Annotated in this window: 21 protein-coding genes; 15 read left to right on the plus strand and 6 right to left on the minus strand. The window is 55.7% G+C overall.

Translation table 11 applies throughout. The features are described 5' to 3' along the window. Window positions 1-8: 8 nt before the first annotated feature. Window positions 9-1,367 (minus strand): RsmB/NOP family class I SAM-dependent RNA methyltransferase, encoded by a 1,359-nt coding sequence (locus TMES_RS01980; RefSeq protein ID WP_085578917.1) that lies wholly within the window; start codon window positions 1,365-1,367, stop codon window positions 9-11. A 185-nt stretch (window positions 1,368-1,552) separates the two neighbouring features. Between TMES_RS01980 and TMES_RS01985 the strand changes: the two genes are divergently transcribed. The 3 genes from TMES_RS01985 to purH all read left to right on the plus strand — a co-directional run bounded on the left by TMES_RS01985 (window position 1,553) and on the right by purH (window position 6,497). Next, the gene (locus tag TMES_RS01985) at window positions 1,553-2,584 is read left to right on the plus strand and encodes an MraY family glycosyltransferase (RefSeq protein ID WP_085578919.1); all 1,032 of its coding nucleotides are present in this window, start codon (window positions 1,553-1,555) and stop codon (window positions 2,582-2,584) included. 152 nt (window positions 2,585-2,736) lie between these two features. Next, window positions 2,737-4,668 carry a nucleoside-diphosphate sugar epimerase/dehydratase gene (locus TMES_RS01990; RefSeq protein WP_245835166.1) on the plus strand — a complete coding sequence of 644 codons (1,932 nt, stop codon included), beginning with the start codon at window positions 2,737-2,739 and terminating at the stop codon, window positions 4,666-4,668. A 212-nt stretch (window positions 4,669-4,880) separates the two neighbouring features. Next, window positions 4,881-6,497, plus strand: a complete 1,617-nt coding sequence (purH, locus tag TMES_RS01995; protein WP_245835167.1) for a bifunctional phosphoribosylaminoimidazolecarboxamide formyltransferase/IMP cyclohydrolase — start codon at window positions 4,881-4,883, stop codon at window positions 6,495-6,497. Between the two features lie 107 nt (window positions 6,498-6,604). On the opposite strand, the gene TMES_RS02000 is transcribed toward purH, so the two are convergent. The 4 genes from TMES_RS02000 to hemC all read right to left on the minus strand — a co-directional run bounded on the left by TMES_RS02000 (window position 6,605) and on the right by hemC (window position 11,628). Further along, window positions 6,605-8,026: a heme biosynthesis protein HemY gene (locus TMES_RS02000; RefSeq protein WP_085578922.1), complete on the minus strand. Its 1,422-nt coding sequence runs from the start codon at window positions 8,024-8,026 to the stop codon at window positions 6,605-6,607. Further along, window positions 8,023-9,813: a COG4223 family protein gene (locus TMES_RS02005; RefSeq protein WP_085578924.1), complete on the minus strand. Its 1,791-nt coding sequence runs from the start codon at window positions 9,811-9,813 to the stop codon at window positions 8,023-8,025. The genes TMES_RS02000 and TMES_RS02005 overlap by 4 nt, the downstream gene beginning before the upstream one ends. 67 nt (window positions 9,814-9,880) lie before the next feature. Next, window positions 9,881-10,612, minus strand: a complete 732-nt coding sequence (locus TMES_RS02010; protein WP_085579796.1) for a uroporphyrinogen-III synthase — start codon at window positions 10,610-10,612, stop codon at window positions 9,881-9,883. Window positions 10,613-10,671: 59 nt separating this feature from the next. Further along, window positions 10,672-11,628: a hydroxymethylbilane synthase gene (gene hemC / locus TMES_RS02015; RefSeq protein ID WP_085578926.1), complete on the minus strand. Its 957-nt coding sequence runs from the start codon at window positions 11,626-11,628 to the stop codon at window positions 10,672-10,674. Window positions 11,629-11,909: 281 nt separating this feature from the next. On the opposite strand from hemC, the gene tsaD reads away from it, so the two are divergent. From tsaD to TMES_RS02040, 5 genes are all read left to right on the plus strand, one after another. Beyond that, a complete protein-coding gene (tsaD, locus tag TMES_RS02020) occupies window positions 11,910-12,968 on the plus strand; it encodes a tRNA (adenosine(37)-N6)-threonylcarbamoyltransferase complex transferase subunit TsaD (RefSeq protein WP_085578928.1) in 1,059 nt (352 codons plus the stop codon). Window positions 12,969-13,034: 66 nt separating this feature from the next. Next, entirely contained in the window at window positions 13,035-14,042 is a 1,008-nt protein-coding gene (locus TMES_RS02025) for an NAD(P)H-dependent glycerol-3-phosphate dehydrogenase (RefSeq protein WP_085578930.1), read from the plus strand. A 137-nt stretch (window positions 14,043-14,179) separates the two neighbouring features. Next, window positions 14,180-14,458, plus strand: coding sequence for a YciI family protein (locus tag TMES_RS02030; protein ID WP_085578932.1), 279 nt, complete (start codon window positions 14,180-14,182; stop codon window positions 14,456-14,458). 3 nt (window positions 14,459-14,461) lie between these two features. After that, window positions 14,462-14,875 carry an EVE domain-containing protein gene (locus TMES_RS02035; RefSeq protein WP_085578934.1) on the plus strand — a complete coding sequence of 138 codons (414 nt, stop codon included), beginning with the start codon at window positions 14,462-14,464 and terminating at the stop codon, window positions 14,873-14,875. Continuing rightward, window positions 14,872-15,219 (plus strand): Rieske (2Fe-2S) protein, encoded by a 348-nt coding sequence (locus tag TMES_RS02040; protein ID WP_085578936.1) that lies wholly within the window; start codon window positions 14,872-14,874, stop codon window positions 15,217-15,219. Before TMES_RS02035 ends, TMES_RS02040 begins: the two co-directional genes overlap by 4 nt. 160 nt (window positions 15,220-15,379) lie before the next feature. On the opposite strand, the gene TMES_RS02045 is transcribed toward TMES_RS02040, so the two are convergent. Further along, a complete protein-coding gene (locus TMES_RS02045) occupies window positions 15,380-16,180 on the minus strand; it encodes an alpha/beta hydrolase (RefSeq protein ID WP_085578938.1) in 801 nt (266 codons plus the stop codon). A gap of 39 nt (window positions 16,181-16,219) precedes the next feature. Between TMES_RS02045 and TMES_RS02050 the strand changes: the two genes are divergently transcribed. The 7 genes from TMES_RS02050 (at window position 16,220) to pheS (ending at window position 21,747) form a co-directional block, all read left to right on the plus strand. After that, window positions 16,220-17,455, plus strand: a complete 1,236-nt coding sequence (locus TMES_RS02050) for a glycosyltransferase family 4 protein (protein WP_085578940.1) — start codon at window positions 16,220-16,222, stop codon at window positions 17,453-17,455. Beyond that, window positions 17,452-18,462 (plus strand): glycosyltransferase family 9 protein, encoded by a 1,011-nt coding sequence (locus TMES_RS02055; protein WP_085578942.1) that lies wholly within the window; start codon window positions 17,452-17,454, stop codon window positions 18,460-18,462. Before TMES_RS02050 ends, TMES_RS02055 begins: the two co-directional genes overlap by 4 nt. Before the next feature lie 209 nt (window positions 18,463-18,671). Next, window positions 18,672-19,187: a translation initiation factor IF-3 gene (gene infC / locus TMES_RS02060; protein ID WP_085578944.1), complete on the plus strand. Its 516-nt coding sequence runs from the start codon at window positions 18,672-18,674 to the stop codon at window positions 19,185-19,187. A gap of 36 nt (window positions 19,188-19,223) precedes the next feature. Next, entirely contained in the window at window positions 19,224-19,628 is a 405-nt protein-coding gene (locus tag TMES_RS02065) for a response regulator (protein ID WP_085578946.1), read from the plus strand. Window positions 19,629-19,976: 348 nt separating this feature from the next. Continuing rightward, a complete protein-coding gene (rpmI, locus tag TMES_RS02075) occupies window positions 19,977-20,174 on the plus strand; it encodes a 50S ribosomal protein L35 (RefSeq protein WP_085578950.1) in 198 nt (65 codons plus the stop codon). Window positions 20,175-20,191: 17 nt separating this feature from the next. Continuing rightward, window positions 20,192-20,548: a 50S ribosomal protein L20 gene (gene rplT, locus TMES_RS02080; RefSeq protein ID WP_085578952.1), complete on the plus strand. Its 357-nt coding sequence runs from the start codon at window positions 20,192-20,194 to the stop codon at window positions 20,546-20,548. Between the two features lie 128 nt (window positions 20,549-20,676). Beyond that, window positions 20,677-21,747 carry a phenylalanine--tRNA ligase subunit alpha gene (gene pheS / locus TMES_RS02085; RefSeq protein ID WP_085578954.1) on the plus strand — a complete coding sequence of 357 codons (1,071 nt, stop codon included), beginning with the start codon at window positions 20,677-20,679 and terminating at the stop codon, window positions 21,745-21,747. The last annotated feature ends 4 nt before the right edge of the window (window positions 21,748-21,751 follow it).

The following is a 21,751-nucleotide window of genomic DNA, read 5'->3' on the forward strand; positions in this document are numbered from 1 at the left end:
AACAGCACTTATCCGCGCTGTTTAACCAGTCGTGCGCAATAAAACCCGTCCATACCGCCGAGGTCGGCCATATGGGTTGGCAAAATGCGTAATTCACCTTCGGTGGTTATGGCTTCGTCCCAGCCACCCAGTTCGTCGGCCGTAATCGGTTTGCGGGCATAGTTGGGATGATCGGCCAAAAACGACTTTATCTGAAATTCGCCTTCATCGGGCTGCATCGAACAGGTGCAATAAATCAGCTCGCCGCCCACCGCCAGCACCCGGTCGGCCTGCAACAGCAGCTTTTGCTGGATCGGCAACAGCGATTTCATCAGGGCATCGCTTGAGCGCAGCAAAATATCGGGGTGGCGGCGAATGGTGCCAGTGGCCGAGCAGGGCGCGTCGAGTAACACCGCATCGGCAATCGGGGCATCGTCGGCCAGATCGGTGGCATCGCCGGTGACAATGGCAGCCCCCAGATCGACCCGTTCAAGGTTTTCGTAAACCCGGCGCAAGCGCCCTTCGGATTTATCCACCGCAATGGTATTGGCACCGCGGGCGGCCAACTGCATGGTTTTACCGCCGGGGGCAGCGCACAAATCATAGATGGTTTTGCCGTCATATTGGCTAAACAGCAGGGCGGGCAGGGCAGCCGCAGCATCTTGTACCCACCATTTACCATCGTTATACCCGGGTAAATCGCGAATACGCTGGCCGCTTTCAAGGCGGATGGTGCCGGTGGGTAGCAAGGTGCCACCCAGTTTTTCGGCCCATTCGGCCCGTTCTTCGGCGTCACGCACGGAAATATCAAGTTTGGCGTAGCCAAGGCTGGCACGCGCAATCTCGCGGGCGCGATCGGCCCCATAGGTTTTTTTCCACACCCCGCGCAGCCATGCCGGAACATTCAATTGCCAGTCTTCAACCCCGTCGGGCAGCTCGTACCCGTCACGTTGCAACCCGCGCAGCACTGCGTTGACCAGTTTGATATATTTGTGCAACCCGGCATCACGCGCGAGGTTTACCGTGCTATCGACCGCGCCGTGGTCGGACACATCCATGAAGAATAACTGGGTGACGCCCAGCCGCATGATATTGGTCAGGCGGTTGGCGGTGCGGTCCTGCGGCGGGTGATAACGCGGGGCCAGAATGGCATCAATTTCGCCCAGATGGCGCAAGGTGCTGCCAAGGAGATGGCGCAAAAAATTTCGATCGCGCGAGGACAGGGCATAGCCGTGTTTTGCCAGCAATTCATCGAGCGTGACTTCCCCGCCGCGCAATTCCTGCAGGGTTTTAAGGGCCAGCATACGCGGGTCTGCGGCCACGGGGGCGGCAGAGGTGCGCGCATCGGGGCTGCGGCGGCCAGAATGGTTTGAACGGCTTTCACGCACGGAAGGGTCTCTCCTTGATCAATATAATAGTGTAAGTAAGCGTGATAGGCAGGGGTGTAAAGCGTCTTGGCCGCAATTCAGCCCTGCCAAAGCGACGGTTTATGCGCAAAAACCGAAAAACCTTGCGGTTGGGTGCCTGCATCGCTAATCCAGAAATCAAATCTAATTAAAAGCGGGTCTGTTTGATGTCATTTGCTGCCCTTGCCGGTTTTTCAGGCGGTTTGCTACTTGCCTCGTTGCTGTTGACCGGGGCAGTTTTGCGATATTTGCGCCACAAAGCCATTCTCGACATGCCCAATCATCGTTCCAGCCATGCTGTGCCCACGCCACGCGGCGGCGGGCTGGCGGTAACGCCGTTGCTGTTACTGATGGTGGCCGGGGTGACAATCTGGTTTGGTGATGCGGGCTGGCAACGCTGGTTAATGCTGGCCACAGCGGTTGGTTTGGCGGCCATTTGCTGGATGGATGACCGCCATGATTTATCGGCACGGTTACGGTTCGGGTTTCAGTTTGTTGCCGTAATTTGCGGGATCACAGCCCTGAGTGGCCCGGTTTTGCAAGGGTTGGTGCCCCTGTGGCTGGACCATGTGCTGGTGGTTCTGGCGTGGGTGTGGTTTGTGAACCTGTTTAATTTCATGGATGGCATCGACGGTATTTCCGGGGTTGAAGCCGGATCAATCGGGGCGGGTGTGTTTGTGGTTGCCCTGTTGGCATTTACCCCGGCCTTTGTCGACCTGGGTGTGATCGGCCTTGGCATCGTTGCGATTATGCTGGGATTTCTGATCTGGAACTGGCACCCGGCCAAGCTGTTTTTGGGCGATGTCGGGTCAATTCCACTGGGCTATGTGCTGGGCTGGTTGTTATTGGAAATGGCGGCGCGCGGGGCGTGGCTGCCGGCTCTGATATTTCCGGCATATTATTTGTTTGATGCGACCTATACCCTTGTGCGCCGGGCTGCACGAGGCGAGAAAATATGGCAGGCGCATCGCCAGCATGCCTATCAGGTGGCGACCGGGCGCGGCATGAGCCACGGGACGGTATCCTTGCTGATCCTGCCGGCAAACCTGATCCTGATAACGGTTGTGTTTGTACCCTTGCCCGTTGTTATAGCGGGGGCGATTGCCCGTTTGGGGATCGCGCTGGGTGTTGTATTATTGCTGGTTGCGATCTTGCGGTTTTGGCCGATGGCAAAGGCCGATGGGTCTGCCGGGAAATAACCTGTCATTATACGACCTGTGCTTGACTTGCCCCCGTCAGGGCGCGAAAAGATCGACCCAGGACAACAGACAAACAAAACCGCCTTTGAACAATCAGGCGCACAGGCAATTGGTTTGGGACATTTATGTTGCGATTGATACGGCGTAGCCAAGTGGCGTTTGCCCATGATGTGATCATGGCGGCGGTTTCATTTCCGTTGGCGTTATATTTGCGTGTTGGCAATGCCCTGCCTTATTTTGTGCCGCAAAACATGGTTCTGGCAACACTTGGTTTTGCTGTGCTTGCGGGGGGCATCTTTTGGCTGTTCGGTCTTTATCGCGGCATCTGGCGCTATGCGTCGTTAAATGATCTGTCCCGTATTGCCAGGGCGGTGACGCTGGCGATTGCCATTTTGTTTGCTGTATTGTTTTTAACCACCCGGCTGGACTGGCTGCCGCGTTCGGCACCGATTATTCAGTGGTTTTTGTTAATGGCGCTTTTGGGCGGGCCGCGCCTGTTGTACCGCGTGGTCAAGGACCGGTCGGTATCACGTGCGATGGCGCGCGATGGCGAAAGCCGCATTCCCATTTTGCTGATCGGGGCGGGCGATGAATCCGAAGCCTTCATTCGTGAAACCCGCCGTTCGGCGCTGGCCCCGTTTGAAGTTGTTGGCATTGTTGGCCTGACCGAGGGGCGCGTGGGCCGCAATATGCATGGGGTCAAGGTTTTTGACACGGTGGATAACCTTGAAGCCACCCTTGATAAGCTGGAAAAGGTGCGACAGGACCACCGGCCGCGCAAGCTGGTATTAACCGGTAATGCCCTGCGCCATCCTGACATTGGCAAATGGGTTGAAATCGCTGACCGGCGTGGGCTGGTTTTATCACGATTGCCCAAACTGGGCGATTTGCGCGACGGTATTGCCGACCCGCTGCAAATTCGCCCCGTCGCGATTGAAGATTTGCTTGGCAGGCCCGAAGCGCGCCTGGACCGTGAAAAAGTCCGCCACATGATTGCCGGTCGCCGGGTTCTGGTGACGGGGGCTGGCGGATCAATCGGGTCGGAACTGGTGCGCCAGATTGCCAGTTATGGCCCGGCACGGATTTGCCTGTTTGATGCGGGTGAATATAATTTGTACGAAATCGACATGGAAATGTCGGAAAAACACCCCGACCTGCCGCGCTATAGCGTGCTGGGTGATGTGCGCGACCGGGTACGTCTGGATCAGGTTTTTGCCATCGAGAAACCTGATATTGTGTTCCATGCGGCGGCCTATAAACATGTGCCGCTGGTCGAACACAATCCCAATGAAGGTATTTTGACCAACACCATTGGGACGCGCAATGTGGCCGAGGCCTGCCGCGCTGCCGATGTTGAAACCATGGTGCTGATCTCGACCGACAAGGCGGTGAACCCGGCCAACGTGATGGGTGCGTCCAAGCGGCTGGCGGAATGTTATTGTCAGGCGTTAGAAACCTTAAGCGATGAAGAACGGGGTAAAACCCGCTTTGTCACTGTGCGGTTTGGCAATGTTTTGGGCTCTACCGGGTCGGTTGTGCCGTTATTTCGCCGCCAGCTTGAGGCCGGTGGGCCGTTAACCGTGACCCATGAAGGCATTACGCGTTATTTCATGACCATTGCCGAAGCGGTTGAACTGGTATTGCAGGCCGCCGAGATGGGCCGTCAGGGCATGACGGCGGGCGGCAAGATTTTTGTTCTTGATATGGGCCGCCCGGTCAAAATCGTTGATTTGGCACGGCAGATGATTTTGCTGGCAGGTTTGCGCCCCGAGACCGATGTGAAAATCAAGGTGACGGGGCTGCGACCGGGCGAAAAGCTTTATGAAGAACTGTTCCACGATTCCGAACCGCCAGAACTGACCGCAACCGATGGCGTGTTGTTGGCAGCACCGCGTGTGCTGGATTATGTGCTGATTAAATCGGTGCTGGCGCAATTGGCCGAAAGCGCGCAGGCGCGCAATTCGGAACGGACGCTGGAACTGGTGTCGCAACTGGTGCCGGAATTTCAGCCGCCTGAAATTAGCGTCAGTTCGATTTTGGCCGAGCAACAGGCCGAAATTGCCAGTCGCCCGATTGATGCCTGAGGCGATACCTGCTTTTTGATAGTAGGCTGCCTGAAAAAACAGCATGTTTCATTTGTGCTGACGAGATAGCCGCCTTGCAACAATTCGGGGTCCACATTTGGCCCGTTGCGTGTTATTGCTCCGCCCGAAATCGGACCGGGCCCATTAATGATGTGTGTTTGCCGAAATTGCAAAAGGCAGAACGGCAGAACCATGATTAATGCGCCCGGGCCATGTTCCTGTTTCCGTTCCTGCATGAAAGCGAAGCCCCGATGACAGCCCGTATTGCGCGCGCGCTTATTTCTGTTTCCGATAAAACCGGTCTGGTTGAATTTGCCAAATCCCTGCACGAACAGGGTGTTGAAATTCTGTCGACTGGCGGTTCCGCCAAGGCCATTGAAGCGGCTGGTATTCCGGTTAAGGAAGTTGCCTCCCATACCGGTTTTCCCGAAATTATGGATGGCCGTGTCAAAACCCTGCATCCGAAAATTCATGGCGGCCTGTTGGGCCGTCGTTCTGTTTCCAGCCACATGCAGGCGATGACCGACAACGACATCACCCCGATTGATCTGGTGGCCGTTAACCTGTATCCGTTCGAGGAAACCGTTGCCAAGGGTGCCGATTATGACACCTGCATCGAAAATATCGATATCGGTGGCCCCGGCATGATCCGATCTGCGGCCAAAAACCATGAATCGGTGACCGTAATTGTTGATCCGGCCGATTATGGCCGTGTGGTTGCCGAAATGGGCGACAATGCAGGTGCCACCACCTATGAAACCCGCCGTGCGCTGGCTGCCAAGGCCTATGCCCGCACCGGGTCTTATGATGCGGCAATTTCAACCTGGTTTGCCGGTCAGCTTGGTGAAACCTTCCCGCAGCGTTTGAATGTTTCGGCCGAACTGAAACAAACCCTGCGTTATGGTGAAAACCCGCACCAGCAGGCGGCATTTTACACCAATGGCAAAAACCGCCCCGGTGTTGCCACCGCAACCCAGCTTCAGGGTAAGGAACTGTCATTTAATAATTTGAATGATACCGACGCTGCCTTTGAACTGGTGTCGGAATTTTCCGAAAAACCGGCTGTTGCGATTATCAAACACGCCAATCCCTGTGGTGTGGCCGAAGGCGAAACCTTGCTTGATGCCTATCACAAGGCATTGTCCTGCGACCCGGTATCGGCATTTGGCGGCATTATTGCGGTAAACCGTACGCTGGATGCGGCGACCGCTGAAGAAATTGCCAAACTGTTTGCCGAAGTCGTGATCGCGCCTGATGCCGACGACGCAGCAAAAGCCGTTTTGACCGCGAAGAAAAACCTGCGTGTTCTTTTGACCGGCGGCATGGCAACCCCGGATGAAGCCGATATGACCCTGCGGTCATTGTCGGGCGGGTATTTGTTGCAAAACCGCGATGCGGGCCGGGTGACGCGCGACGATCTGAAGGTTGTGACCAAACGTGCACCGTCTGAACAGGAACTCAACGATTTGCTGTTTGCCTTCCGCGTTGGCAAACATGTGAAATCAAACGCGATCGTTTATGTGAAAAACAGCACCACAGTGGGCATTGGTGCCGGGCAGATGAGCCGGGTTGACAGCTCGCGCATTGCTGCGTGGAAAGCCGAAGAAGCCAGCAAAAACGCTGGTGAAGAAACTGTGCGGACCGAGGCGTCGGTGGTTTCGAGCGACGCTTTCTTCCCGTTCGCCGATGGTTTGCTGGCTGCGGTCAAGGCCGGTGCCACGGCTGTTATTCAGCCGGGTGGTTCCATGCGCGATCAGGAAGTGATCGATGCGGCCGATGAAAACAACATCGCGATGGTGTTTACCGGAATGCGTCATTTCCGCCATTGATCAATTTTGGTCTGGCAGGACTTGGATAAATAAAAACGGCGACCCGCGAAATATCGGGTCGCCGTTTTTTTATGTATTTCGCAATCAGTGTGGTGTGCTGGGCAAACTTAATCGCGGCCGGGTTTTTGCAGCACAGCCGTTTCATCGCCGTCAATCGTGGTGCCAGCTACCGAAACCGCCAGCGGGGCATTTGGCTTGCCCGCTATGCCTGCATGGCCATGATCGTCATGGGGGTGGTTATGCAGGCGCAAAGGCGCACGCCAGTCAATCGCACCAAAGGAATGGCAGGAGGGGCAAATAACCGACCATTTGCCGGTTTCCGCACCACACGCGCTACAGCGCCAGTCCGGGTCGGGGTTGGCGTGGCTGGCTTTGACCAGCAATTCACGCGCCTTGGCCGGGTCCTGCTTTTCGGCAAATTCCAGATCGGCAAGAAGGCGATAATGGCGGGCCTGTGCGTTTTTGGTAATTGCCTTTTCAAGGTTGCTGCGCGCCATGCCCCAAAGCTGGGCATGAAGGGCGGCTTCGGCCAACAGCAACTGGCTTTCGGGGTGGTCGGTTTTACCGGCAATCAGTTTTTCAACGGCTTTGATTTTACTAAGAGCATCGCCGTCCAGACTTTGCAGGTAAAGCTGGCCCAAAGCCCCATTGGGGCTGACCTGCCAGCTTTGGGTGACAATATCGCGCGCCTTGGCGGGCTGATTGACCTTTATGTAAAGCTCGGTCAGTAAAATGGCAGCACCGCTGAAATCGGGATGGGCGGTCAGGGCTTTGCGCAACAATTTGACGGCTTCGCTGTTTTCCCCGTCGCGCACAGCATCTTCGGCCTTTGCCGTTATCAGCAGGGCGCGGCGACGTGAAAGCTCGTCTTCTTTAAAAATCTCGGCCTTTTGCGCATCAACCAGCAGGGTTAAGGCCCGGTCCCAGCGTTTCGCACCCAACAGCAAATCGAAATAAGTGACCAGAACCGACGGATTGCGCGGGCGCAAACGGTGCGCGCGTTCGGCGTAATCAAGGGCGGCGGCGCGGTCATCCGATTTCAGGGATAATTGCAGCAGGCCACGCAGCCCGAAAAATGCCGAATCCGGTGATTTCAGCATTTCTTCAAACTGGTGATGGGCGGCGTCATTGTTGCCTTCAAGTTCGGCGGCCTGTGCGGTCAGAAGGCGGGTTAAGGTATCGTCTTCCAGGTATTTATCAACCGCACGGGTATGTTTAAGCGCCTGACGCACATCACCCGATGCCAGTTCCAAAAGACCCATGGTGAGGGCCTGCTGGCCCTTTTTACGGCGACGGCTGCCGAGCATGCGCCCGACCCAGCCCGGCGAGCGTGAAATGACAAACCAGATGCGCCACAGCACGACCAGAACCATAACCAGTGCGAGAATGGCCAGCACCACCATGCCGATAGAGCCATCAAACCGATAGCCCAGCCAGATGACGGTCATGGTGCCGGGATTATTGGCAAACCAGACAGCCCCGGTCACAAGGGCGACTGTGATTAGAATAAACAGAACCAGACGGATCATTGGGCATCCTCCGACCCGGTGGTGGCATTTCCGGTTTTATCTTCGGTGCCGGTCAAAAGGCCAATCGCGTGGCTGCTTAGCACATCAATCGCCTGATTGATGGTCTGGCGGGCATGGGCCTGATCCAGCCATGGTTTGAGGGCCGTCTTGGCGTTTTCGCCTTCAATGCCTTCAAGGGTTGTGATGGCATCGGCAAGGTTATCTTGTGCCAATGCCTGTTCGGCGGTGACCAGACGCCCATCAAGGGTTTCCTGCCCCACCACATCCACCCGGCGGATCGGAAACAGCTTTTTCAGGTTCGCTACTGTCGAGTCCCATATCCCGCCTGAATTATCGTCACTGGCGGATTTGATTGCGTCTTCTGCGGCACCAGAAAATGTCTGGCGTAATTGCTCAATTCGTGGTGCGCCAGTGCTGGCAAGAGGTTCCAGTGATGCGATCTGTTTTTGAACGACAGGATCATCCGAGCCACTGCGCGTTAGCTGGTTTAAGGCCACCTCGAACGGTCCGCCGCGCTGGGCAGCATCGCGTAAAATGGCAACAGCAATGCCAATCGCCTGACCGCGCCCGGCAATGCGCAGGCCTTCGGTGGCTTTAAGCTCGTCTTCGACCGTTGCCATACGGGCGGTAAGATCGCGCATTTCCTTGGCAACGCCCGAAAGTTCGGACTGCACCCGGGCCACGTCGTCAATCGGGGCGGTACGGGTTTCAAGTTCGCCCAGGCGGCGGGCAACAGAATCGTTCAATTCGCCGCCGCGTTCTTTGTCCAGCCGTTCGCGCAGGGCCCCGATTGTGCCTTCCAGATGTGACAGCCGGGCGGTCAGATCACTTGCAACAACAACGTTGCTGGCCTGTCCCTCATGAGAGCCCGGAGTGTCTGATGTGTCTGATGTGTCTGGCGTGTCATACGTTTTGGAAATATCGGTATCGGCAGACGGGGCGGCCTGTTGGGTGTCCATGCCCATATTGCCCATGCCATCGCCATCGCTGGCGTTATCACTGGCTTGGGATGTGCTGTTGGCATCACCGTCAGATGACGTAGCGGGCGGGGTGGTAGTGTTCGTTGCGGTGTTGGTTTGGGTGCCGCCTTGGGCGGCATCGTCCGGTGTCGATCCTTCATCCGTGTCTTGGCGCGGTGTGGCGGCGGGGGCGGTATTTTGCGTTATGGTGCCCGTGTTTGCCGTATCGGGAGCAAGGGCTTCTATCGCGGTTTGCGGCAAAAGGTCTGACAGGGCCGGTTGGGCCTGTTGCCACCACAACGAACGGCTTGCCCAAGTCAATGCCAGCACAATAGCAACAATGATCACGGCCCAGATCACCACCATGATGGCTGGTTTGCCGGGTTTTGCAGGTTTATCTGACGGGGTGCCAGAAGCAGGCCGCGAAGGGCCGTTATTATTGCCGCTGGTGTTTTTGCCACCAGACCCGCTTGCCCCGAAGGGACCAGAACCAGTTGCGCCAGATGACGGGCTTGCGGGCTTGGTCGCACTACTGGCTGGCTTGCTGGTGCCGCCTGGTGGCACGCTTGCATTTGCCGGTTTGTTGGCACCGGGTGGCGTCGTGGCAGTGGCCTTGGTGCTGCCTGGGGCATCGCCGGGCTTTGCCGTGCTGGCGGCGGATGGGGATGGCGACGCAGACGCAGATGCGGCGCTATCCTTGCTTGACGGCGTGCTTTGGGCGGGGGCCGCGCCAGTATTGGCATTGCCTTTACTGTCGATCGAAATCGTATCCTGGCCTTTGGCCGGCGTCGCGGAGGTGTCGGTTTTTGGCGTTTCTGGTTTTTTCACGGTCGGACCATTGCAGTTTGCGGTTGTTCCGATACGCCCATTGGCGCAGGACAGTCAGGCGATTGCGCTATATTATTGCGCTATCAAGTGCCGATAACAGGCTTTGTTGTGTCGGTTGGGCCGCGACCACGACCTTGCGCCAGTGCAGGCTGGCAAGGCGGTCTTGTACGGCGGGGCTTAGACAAATTGCGGTCATGTTGGCCATTGCCCCTTTTATATTGTGATGTTCCACCAGCTTAACAAAGGTTTCGGCCGTGCGGGGAGAGAAAAATAACACCGCATCAATGCCAGCGTGAACAAGGCCACCGATAAGGGCCGGTGGAAATGCGTTTGCGGCATGGGCTTCATATAATGTCTGGCGGCGTACCACGTAACCTTTTGCGGCCAGCAATGTTCCCAGATCACCGGCAGTTTTGCGTGCTGCCGGGTGATAAAGCCCGCCTTTGTCTGGCGATACTTTCTGGCTGATCAGGTCGGCCAGATCGTCAATATTGCCGCGCGCACTGGCAATGTCGGTAAATCCGGCGGCGTGTGCGGTGCTGGCGGTGGCATCACCCACAGCCAGCACCGGCAAATCGCGCCGGTTACAATGGCGGGTAAAGGCCCGAACCCCGTTGGCCGAGGTGAAAACCAGCGCCTGAATATTGTCAAGGTCGAGGCTGTGAGCACCATGTGGCAGCGCGGGGAATTCTATCGTCAACATCGGCGCACAACAGATTTCATAACCGCGTACAGTCAATTCTGCGCACAAATCAGTCGAGTCTGTTTCAGGCCGTGTGTTGAGGACAGTTTTCCCCATATTTTCTTCCGCGTTGTTCAGGTCGGTCTTGTTTTGTCGCGTGGTGGCAAGGTTGCACGTCAAGCCAGAATAAAGTCTGGCCCGCCACGTTCTTTAAGTTCATTCCCGGCATCGGCACCAATTTTATCAGCCCCGGCGATGTCGGGGTTTTCCAGAACCCGTTCGGTATTTAGCCATTCGCTGCCATCAGGGCGAACAATGGCGACGCGCAAACGCATGGTGCCGTTGGCATCAAGTTCGGCCAGGGCGGCGATGGGCGTTTTGCACGACCCGTCAAGCGCGCGCAAAGCAGCCCGTTCGGCGGTAATGCGAAGGTCGGTTTCATGGCAATGTAACGGGGCCAGCCACGTTGCAACCTTTTCATCCCCGGCGCGGATAGCAAGGCCGATGGCACCCTGGCCAACAGCGGGCAGCATATCGTCTTCGGCGATGACATGGGTGGCAATTTCGGGGTGGCCCAGGCGGTTTAACCCGGCCATGGCCAGCAAGGTGGCATCGGCTTCGCCGTCTTCAAGTTTGCGCAGGCGGGTTTGCACATTGCCGCGAAAGGTTTCGACCTTAAGATGCGGGTATTTGTTGAGCACCATTGCCTGACGGCGCAGCGATGCGGTGCCGACAACGGAACCCGCGGGCATGTCGGCGAAGTTTTTGTATTTTACCGAAATAAAGGCATCGCGCACATCTTCACGCGGCATGATCACGGGCATGGCAATGCCATCGGGCAAAAGGGTCGGCACATCTTTGATGCAATGAACGGCAATGTCGATCTCGCCCTTAAGCTGGGCTTCGTCGATTTCCTTGGTAAACAGGCCCTTGCCGCCAATTTCGGAAAGGGCGCGGTCGGTTACCCGGTCTGCTACCGTGGAAATGACAACGATTTCAATGTCGTTTTCGCCTGAAAGCTCGGCATGGGCCTTTGCCAGCAGGTCGCGTACTTCGTACGCCTGTGCCAGGGCAAGGGGGGAGCCACGGGTGCCGATGCGAAGTTTTACTGTATCTGTCGCTGTATTTGTCATGGTGCCGGTTTGTAATCCGAATTCAGTGTTTAAACAAGTTTTGCACGGTATCGTTGCGCTATCAGTGCCGGTTATCTGCGGGGCGTGTCAATATTTAGCCCTGTGAATACCGGCCTGCATAGGGCCTATATCACGCCCGATGGATGAATTTCCTTAATCTGATCGTATTTGAGTGTCGCGATATCCTGCAAGGGGTGGCAAGGCGTGTTACTTTGGGCTACATCATCGCCCACAGGCCTGCTTTGATCGGGCGCAAATCAGTAAGCCGGATATCAAAATCCATGATTGTTCTTGGTATTGAAACCAGTTGTGATGAAACGGCCGCCGCCGTTGTAAATGACAAACGCGAAATTTTGTCCAATCGCGTTTTAACCCAGTTAGAAGACCATCGCCCTTATGGCGGGGTCGTGCCCGAAATTGCCGCGCGCGCGCATCTCGAACATATCGACCGCCTTGTTGCCGAGGCGATGGATGATGCCGGGCTGGAATTTGCCGACCTCGATGCCGTGGCCTGCACCGGTGGGCCCGGCCTGATTGGCGGGGTGATGGTTGGCACCATGACAGCAAAATCAATTGCCTTTGCCACCAACAAACCGTTTCTGGCGGTCAACCATCTTGAAGGGCACGCCTTAACCGTGCGCCTGACCGATGATGTGGCGTTTCCCTATTTATTGTTGCTGGTTTCAGGCGGGCATTGCCAGGTTTTAATCGTCGAAGGGGTGGGGCAATATAAACGCATTGGCACCACCATTGACGATGCGGTTGGCGAAGCGTTTGATAAAACCGCAAAAATGATGGGGCTGGGTTATCCCGGTGGCCCGGCGCTGGAAAAACTGGCCGCATCCGGCGACCCGATGCGGTTTCGCCTGCCGCGCCCGTTGCGCGGGCGGCCCGGCTGTGATTTTTCGTTTTCCGGTTTGAAAACGGCAGTGCGGGTACATCTTGATGGTTTTCCGGTGCCACAGCGAACGCAGGAAATGAAGGCCGATCTGGCAGCATCGTTTCAGCGCGCGGTGGGGGAAACCCTGATTGATCGCTGTAAAAACGCGATTTATCAGTTCATGAATGACTATCCGACCGGTAATACGCTGGTGCTGGCCGGTGGGGTTGCGGCGAATAAATATTTGCGCACCCGTCTGGCTGAATTGACCGACAAGGCAGGCATGAAACTGGTGGCCCCGCCGTTGGAACTGTGTACCGATAATGCCGCGATGATTGCATGGGCCGGGCTGGAACGGTTTCGGCTGGGACAGCAAGATACGCTGGATTTTAAACCGCGCCCGCGCTGGCCGCTGGACCCCGAAGCCCCCAAACGCCCCGGCGCCGGGGTGAAGGCCTGAAATTGGCAAACGGGCGGATCTGGCCCGGATACGAGCATTTATGTCACATAAACGGAAACAACCGGCATGTCGGAAAAGCGCATAGGAATTGTTGGCGGCGGTGCGTGGGGCACCGCATTGGCCATTCAGGCGGTGCGGGCCGGGGCGCAAGCCCATATGTTGCTGCGCGACGGCGACCTTGCTGCGCGGATGAACGATACCCGTGAAAATGATTTGTATTTGCCTGGCATTACGTTGCCTGCCGGGTTAACGGCAACCCTGAGCGCGGATGATGTGTTACGCGCCGATGCCGTGCTGCTGGTGACCCCGGCGCAGTTTTTGCGCGAGTCCCTAACGGCGATTGCCGATAAATGGCAGCCGGGCGTCCCCGCCGTTATTTGTGCCAAGGGCATTGAAAAACATACCGGTGCCCTGATGGAAAACGTGGTGCGCGATGTGTTGGGCGATGTGCCGGTGGCGGTTTTATCCGGGCCGACCTTTGCCCAGGAAGTTGCCGCAGGGTTGCCAGCCGCCTTAACGCTGGCCTGCCGGGACCGCGAGATCGGCAAAAATCTGGTTGATCAAATCGGCACATCGTCGTTTCGCCCTTATTACAGTTCGGATGTAACCGGGGTAGAAGTGGCGGGCGCGATTAAAAACGTGCTGGCGATTGCCAGTGGCGTGGTGGCGGGCATGAAGCTGGGCGATAATGCCCGTGCCGCCCTGATCACACGCGGATTGGCTGAAATGTCACGCCTTGCGATTGCCATGGGGGGACGTGCCGAAACCCTGATGGGCTTGGCCGGACTGGGCGATTTAATGCTGACCTGTACCGGGACCTTGTCGCGCAATTACAGTTTTGGTGTTGCTTTGGGGCAGGGGCAAAAGGCGGCCGATATTTTATCGTCCCGGCGCAGTGTCACCGAAGGGGTGCATACCGCGGCTTCGGTAAGTGCCGTTGCGGATAAATACGGCGTGGAAATGCCAATTTGCAATGCGGTTAATCAGGTTGCAAACCACAATGCGCCGTTGCGAGACACCATTGATGCCTTGCTAAATCGCCCGTTTCGCGACGAGCAGGAAGCCGGTCTCTGATCCTTATTCGGTGCGTGTCGGCAAATGCCCCTTGGGGAACATGATGCGAAAATATCGGGTTCAGCTTGAGGCGGGCTCCGGCTTCTGTCATTTTGGCGTTATCTTCATCATATCATTTCTTTAGAGGTGAAAATTCCATGTTGTTTTACATTCGCTGCGTCGACAAGCCCGGTCATCTTAATGTGCGTAAAGCCAACCGTGATGCGCATCTGGCCTATATCAAGGACGGTTATGCCGACAAAATCGTTGCGGCAGGCCCGACCCTTGATCCCGACCTTGAAGGCATGAACGGCTCTGTTTTTATTATTGAGCTGGAAGACATGACCGCAGCCGAAACCATGGCTGCGAATGATCCCTATGCCAAAGCAGGTTTGTTTGAATCGGTTGTGATCCGGCCGTTTAAAAAGGTTTTCTGATCGATGGCGTACTGGCTGATCAAAACCGAACCGTCGAGTTGGTCATGGGATGATCAGGTGGCGAAGGATGTTGAAGGCTGGGACGGGGTGCGCAACTATCAGGCGGCCAATAATCTGCGGGCGATGAAAATCGGCGATCAGGCGTTTTTTTATCATTCGGTAAAAGAAAAAAGCATCGTCGGGATTGTCGAAATTGTCCGCGAAGCCTACCCGGACCCAGGCGATGCCAGGGGCAAGTTCGTGCAGGTCGATGTGAAAACGGTTAAACCGCTGAAAACGCCGGTATCACTGGATGATATCAAGGCTGATCCGCGTTTTGCTGATCTGGCATTGCTAAAACAGTCCCGGTTATCGGTTTTGCCAATTGACGATGCTTCCTGGCAGGCGATTTGTGCAATGGGCGGGTTGGCATCATGAGCCGCCTTGCACCGCAAGGAACGGTTTTGTGCCCGCTTTCTGCCCTTGATGATACCGGGGCCAAAGGCCTGTTCGTGGGCGAAGGTGACGCGCGGCAGAACATTTTTGTCGTTCGTGAAGGCGATGCGGTGTTTGGCTATGTCAATAGCTGCCCGCATGTCGGCGTACCGCTGGAATTTGAAGACGATGAATTCATCAGCGAATTTGGCGGTGAAATTCTGTGTTCGACCCACGGTGCGCGTTTTCGCATCAGCGATGGGTATTGCGTTTCGGGCCCGTGCAGTGGCGATGCGCTAGAGCCGGTTGCCGTGCGGGTTGAAGGCGATAACGTGGTGCTGGTTTGAGCCAGCCGGTCGGGCAGTTTCCAGGACTCGGGTGACCGAGTCCCTGAGCTATTAGGGCCCGGGCGGGATAGAAAACAGAAAATGCGGCGGCATCGTGAAAGGTGCCGCCGCATTTGTGTGAGCCGGATCACCGTCTCATCATTGTTTCATCTGCATCTCGTCAGCCGTCGCTTGGCGCACATCCTGCCAGCATATCGATATGATGGGTGATGGCGGCCAGTTCGTCGGCTTTGGACAGGCGGTGGTCGCCTGATTTGATCAGATGGACTTCGACATCATTGCTGGTCAGTTTATCGGCCAGTTTAAGGGCGGTTTGCCACGGAACGTCGGGGTCTTGCATGCCTTGTACCAGCCGGACCGGGAAGGTCAGATTGATGGGTGTGCGTAACAGTAAATGGTTGCGGGCCTCGACAATCAGGGTGCGGGTGATGGTGTAGGGATCATCGCCATACTCTGTCGGTTCGATCAAGGCGCCGGTTTCCTCGATGGTTTGTTTTTGCGTGTCGCTAAACCGGGCCCACATCAAATCTTCGGTAAAATCGGGGGCGGCGGCAACGCCGATCAGGCCGCCGATACGATCAGGCCGGGCAAGGGCTGTTAACAGGCTGATCCAGCCGCCCATCGATGATCCGACCAGTATTTGCGGGCCAGTGGCGACATGGTCCAGAACCGCGATGGCATCCTTGGCCCATTGTCCAATTGTACCATCGGCAAAATGGCCTGTTGATTGTCCGTGACCGGAATAGTCAAAGCGGGTATAAGCCAGCCCGCGCCGAGCACAATGTTCCTCGAAATGCGTCGCCTTGGTGCCTGTCATGTCAGACATGAAACCGCCAAGAAACAGGATGCCGGGCTTTTGTTCATTTGGTGTCGCTGTCTGCTTGCGGGGGATCGCGTGGTATGCGATTTTTGATCCGTCAGGCCGGTCGAGAAACATAAGTGTCGGCATGTCATAAGTCATCTGGGCTGAGAATCCTGGATGCTGAATGGTTAAGGTTGGATGAGCGCGTCACAAAACGAGACACAGGCAGTCTATCGCTCCGGGCGACAGACGCAAGGTTCGGACTTTCGTCCGGCGGTAATCCTTCAGGTTTTGCCCGAACTGGAAACAGGCGGTGTAGAACGTGGAACGGTTGATATTGCCAAGGCAATTGTTGATGGCGGTGGCGTTGCCCTGGTGGCATCGCAAGGCGGACGGTTAGAGCGCGAACTGGAACGGGCAGGTGCGCGCCACATCACATTACCCCTTAAATCGAAAAATATACTGACCATGCGCCAGAACGGGCGCTTGCTGGCTGATCTGATTGGGGCGGAAGGTGTGGATATTGTCCATGCCCGGTCGCGCGCGCCCGCATGGAGTGCGCGCTGGGCGGCGCGCCACATGCAAGTGCCGTTTGTCACCACTTTTCATGGTACCTATTCGGGCTATACCAACCCGTTCAAGCGCTATTATAATTCGGTTATGACCATGGGCGACCAGGTGATTGCGGTATCTGAATTTATCGCCAACCATGTGCGCAAATATTACAAAATTGACGAAGACCGCCTGAATGTGGTGCCGCGCGGCACCAATGTGGACCTGTTCAACCCGGAAAATGTCAGTCAGGAACGTCTGATTGCCCTTTCAACCCAGTGGCGGCTGAACGGGGATGACCAGGTCATCATGTTGCCCGGTCGCCTGACGCGCTGGAAAGGGCAGGCTTTTTTGATCAAGGCCATTCCGGCAATGCTGGCAGAAATTGGCCATCGTAATGTGCGCTGTTTGCTGGTGGGGTCCGATCAGGGACGCACAGCCTATCGCGAGGAGTTGATTGCCCTGAGCCGCAGCCTTGATTTGCAAGACGTTGTTCACATCGTCGACCATTGCGCCGACATGCCAGCGGCTTATATGTTGGCCAACGTGGTTGTTTGCCCGTCTTTGGACCCCGAGGCCTTTGGCCGGGTGCCGACCGAAGGGCAGGCGATGGGACGGCCGATTGTGGCAACGGCCCATGGCGGTGCAACCGAAACAGTTTTACCCGGTGAAACCGGCTGGCTGGTGGCGCCGGGCGAAGTGGCCCAGTTATCGCACGCGCTGGCGCAGGTTTTAAGTCTGAGCCCGCAACGGCGCGAAGCGATCGCGCAAAAAGGGCGACAGCATGTGATTGAGAAATTTTCCCTGACCCAGATGGCGGAACAGACCCTGGCGGTTTACGATAAGGCCTTGCAGCCTATCGTCAGGAATAATGCGGCATGACAGAAGACAAAATGGCACCGATTGGTGTGGAAATGGCGGTTGGTGGTGAAGAACCCGTCCGCCAGCAACGAATTTTAGTGATCAAATTAAGCGCGTTGGGCGATGTTGTGATGGCAACCGGGCCATTTGCCGCCATCCGTCGGGCGCATCCTGACGCCCATATTACGCTGTTAACCACCAAACTTTATGTTGATCTGGCCAAATCGACCGGCTGTTTTGATGCCATTGCCGTTGACCGGCGGCCAAAACTGACCCGGATTGGCGATATTCTGGCGTTGCGCCGGTTTTTGCGCGGGGGTGAATTTGACCGCGTTTATGATTTGCAAACATCGGACCGCACCACGTTTTATTACCGGTTGTTCTGGCCGGGCAAGGCGCCGGAATGGTCGGGAATCGCCTGGGGATGTTCGCATCCCCATAAAAATCCCGAACGTCATAAAATGCATACGATTGATCGCCATATCGACCAACTGGCCGATTTGGGCATTATCAATGTGCCCTTGCCCCATATTAACGCGCCCAAAATTGACCCGGACCGCTATGGCATCAAAACGCCCTATGTGCTGATTTGCCCTGGCGGGTCGGCCCATCGCCCGGAAAAGCGCTGGCCCGCCGAACGGTTTGGCCTGCTGGCCAAAATGCTGGCCGATTACCGGTTAACCCCGGTGCTGATTGGCACCGATAGCGAAGCCGACGTTTTAGACCGCATCAGCAACATGTGCCCGCGCGCGCGCAATTTGATGGGCCGGACCGATTTTCTGGAAATTGCCAGTCTGTCGCAAAATGCGGTGTTAGCGATTGGCAATGATACCGGACCAATGCATTTGGCCGCCGCCGCCGGGGCACCGACGATTGTGTTGTTTTCTGACGCATCGAACCCGGAAATGTGCGCCCCGCGCGGACATTCAAAGGATGCGGTCAGTATTATTCAGCAGCCCGATTTGCGTAATTTGCCGATCACGCGCGTGTTTGATGTGATTCGCCAGCGCCTTAATCTTGAGGACTGAACGGGTAAAACTGCGAAGTCATGCAAGTGCCGGGCCAGTGAACTGTTACCGTACTGCCTTATATTGCGAAATCATTGCTTTCTGATATGGGGCGGATATGCTAAATCAACTTGCTACTGATGCTTTTGCGGGCATTGGACACGTATTCTTGTTTGCCTTTATTTTTTGACTGTCATAGGAGATTCTCCATAGCACGACCACGCAAACCGATGCAGCCGACCAAAGACGGTCCGCGCGTCAATCAGGATATCAAAGCCCGTTCCATCTGTGTTGTTGACGCAGAAGGCAATTTGTCAGAACCGATTAGTGTTCGTGAAGGCATTGACATGGCGATGGAGGCAGGACTCGACCTCGTCGAAGTCGCGCCGACTGCCGAGCCGCCGGTTTGCAAGCTGATCGACTTTGGTAAATTCAAATATGAACTAAGCAAGAAACAGAACGAAGCCAAAAAGAAGCAGAAGGTTATCGAGGTCAAGGAAATCAAACTGCGACCGAATATCGATATCCATGACTACAACGTCAAACTGCGTGCGGCTCAGAAGTTTCTTGGTGGTGGCGACAAGGTGAAAGTCACCCTGCGTTTCCGTGGGCGTGAAATGGCGCACCAGGATCTTGGTCTTGGCATGCTGCAACGTTTTTCCGGTGATTTGGAAGATCTGGCCAAAACGGAAATGATGCCGAAAATGGAAGGCCGGATAATGATTATGGTGCTGGCGCCGCGTTAATGCGCGGCGATGCAGCCAAACCGGAAGGAGACGCCGATGGGAGCAGCTCAGGGACCCCTTGTTGTCGGTGTTGATGACGACGGGAAAAGCCTTGTTTTGCTTAAACGGATCGTCGAAAGTGGCGGTTATCGTTTCATCGGCGTGTCTTCCGGACACGAACTTTTATCGGTTCTTAAAACCGAGCGGCCCCGTGTGATCCTGATGGATGTGATGTTGCCGCAAATGAATGGCTTTGAAGCCAGCTTGCGGGTCCGAACCGGGTTCCCGCAACTTCCTGCTGCCGTTATTTATGTGACAGCGCGCCAAAGCGAAGAAGATTTGCGTGGTGGTATTGCCGCAGGTGGTAATGACTTTGTGCTTAAGCCGGTTAATCGCGAAAAGCTGCTAAGCCGAATCGAAAAATGGCTGGGCAAGGCCCACCTGATTAAAACGGCTGTTTGACCGCTTTTTGCCCGTTTCCCCCGCTTGATTTCCCAATCACTGGCGCGCGATGCTGTTATGCAAAGGCATGGCGGGTATTTGCGTGGCCGGTTTCGCACGTATTTTGGCGGGTTTCATCGACTGATAGCCGCAGAAACGGGCCAAAAATCGTTTGCAGCGCGATAAACGGGTTCGCGCGACCTGATTGGGGGCCTTTGCCGAAAAGTTCCTTGAAAAAGCACGGGGTCGAGTCTATAACCACGCGTCCCCGAACCAGGTGGTGAGGCTGGAGATAATTACGATTATCTCAGGGCATGCCCAGCCGCCGAAGGGGATTTTTGTCAAATTGCTTATCGCAAGGATAGAAAAATGCCCAAGATGAAAACCAAAGCGAGCGTTAAAAAGCGCTTTAGCCTGACTGCCAAGGGTAAGGTCCGTCACAATGTCGCTAACAAGCGTCACCTTTTGACGGCAAAGTCGACGAAGATGAAACGTCATGCACGTGGCACAGAGATTCTCTGTGATGCGGATGCGCGTATCGTCAAAAAATTCCTTCCCTACGGCTAAGGCAAGAGAGATTATAAATGGCTCGTGTTAAAGGGGGCGTGTCTTCACACGCTCGTCACCGCAAGGTTATCAAGGCTGCCAAGGGTTACCGTGGTCGCCGTAAAAATACTTATCGTACTGCCGTCCAGGCTGTCGAAAAAGGTTTGCAATATGCATACCGCGATCGTCGCACTAAAAAGCGCGTGTTCCGCAGCTTGTGGATCCAGCGTATTAATGCCGGCGCCCGTGAAAACGGCCTGACTTATTCGCAGTTCATGAATGGCCTGAAAAAAGCTGGTGTTGAGCTGGACCGTAAAGTCCTGGCCGATATCGCTGTGCGCGAACCCGAAGCCTTTAAGGCTTTGGTGACCCAGGCCCAGGCTGCGCTCGGCTGATAAACCTTTTTTAAAAAGGTTTTTACGGCATTTGCCTGATTTATTTCGGGGGCGGCCATTTTTGGCCGTCCCCGTTTTTGTTTTTAAGTTCCTTTATTCTGTTCACCCCAGCCAAAGCGTCGGAAGTTATGGAAAACATCGAAGCGTTGCGCGAAGAGGTACTGGCGGAAGTTCAAAAGGCAGTCGATCTGGCTGCGTTGGAAGACATCCGCATCAGCGCCCTTGGCAAAAAAGGCCGCATTACCGGCCTTATGAAAAACCTTGGCAAGATGGACCCGGACCAGCGGCGTGAATTTGGTCAGGCCCTGAACGCGCTGAAGGATCAGGTCGCAAGTGCGCTTGATATGCGCAAGGGCGATCTTGAAAACGCGGCCCTTGAGGCGCGTTTGACCGGTGAACGCATTGACGTGACCTTGCCGTCGCGCCCGGACGAAAGCGCAGGCCGCATTCACCCGATCAGCCAGACGATTGATGAAATTGTATCGATCTTTGGTGAAATGGGTTTTGCCCTGGCTGAAGGCCCGGATATCGAGGACGATTTTCATAACTTTACCGCCCTGAATATTCCGCCCGAACATCCGGCGCGTGAAATGCAGGACACGTTTTATTTGCCCGAAGGCGAAGATGGTTCACGCCTGGTGCTGCGGACCCATACATCGCCGGTGCAAATTAGAACGATGCAATCCAAAACCCCGCCGATCCGCATTATTGCGCCGGGTCGGACCTATCGTTCTGATAGCGATATGACCCATACGCCGATGTTTCATCAGGTCGAGGGGCTGGTTATCGACAAGAAAACCCATATGGGCCACCTTAAGGGCTGCCTTTTGGAATTTGTGAAAACCTATTTCGAGCTTGATGAAGTACCGGTGCGCTATCGCCCGAGCTTTTTCCCGTTCACCGAACCCAGCGCCGAAATGGATATTGGCTGTTCGCGCAAGGGCGGCGAGCTTAAAATCGGTGCCGGTGACGACTGGCTGGAAATTCTGGGATGCGGCATGGTGCATCCGCGCGTTCTGGCGGCCTGTGGTCTTGATCCCGAAGAATATCAGGGCTTTGCCTTTGGCATGGGCATTGAACGTATTGCCATGCTGAAATACGGCATCCCCGACCTTAGAACCTTTTTCGATACCGATCTGCGTTGGCTGAAACATTATGGTTTCGTGCCGCTGGATGTGCCGAATATGGTTAGGGGCTAGGATT

The sequence above is a fragment of the Thalassospira mesophila genome (assembly GCF_002115755.1).
GTDB lineage: Bacteria > Pseudomonadota > Alphaproteobacteria > Rhodospirillales > Thalassospiraceae > Thalassospira > Thalassospira mesophila.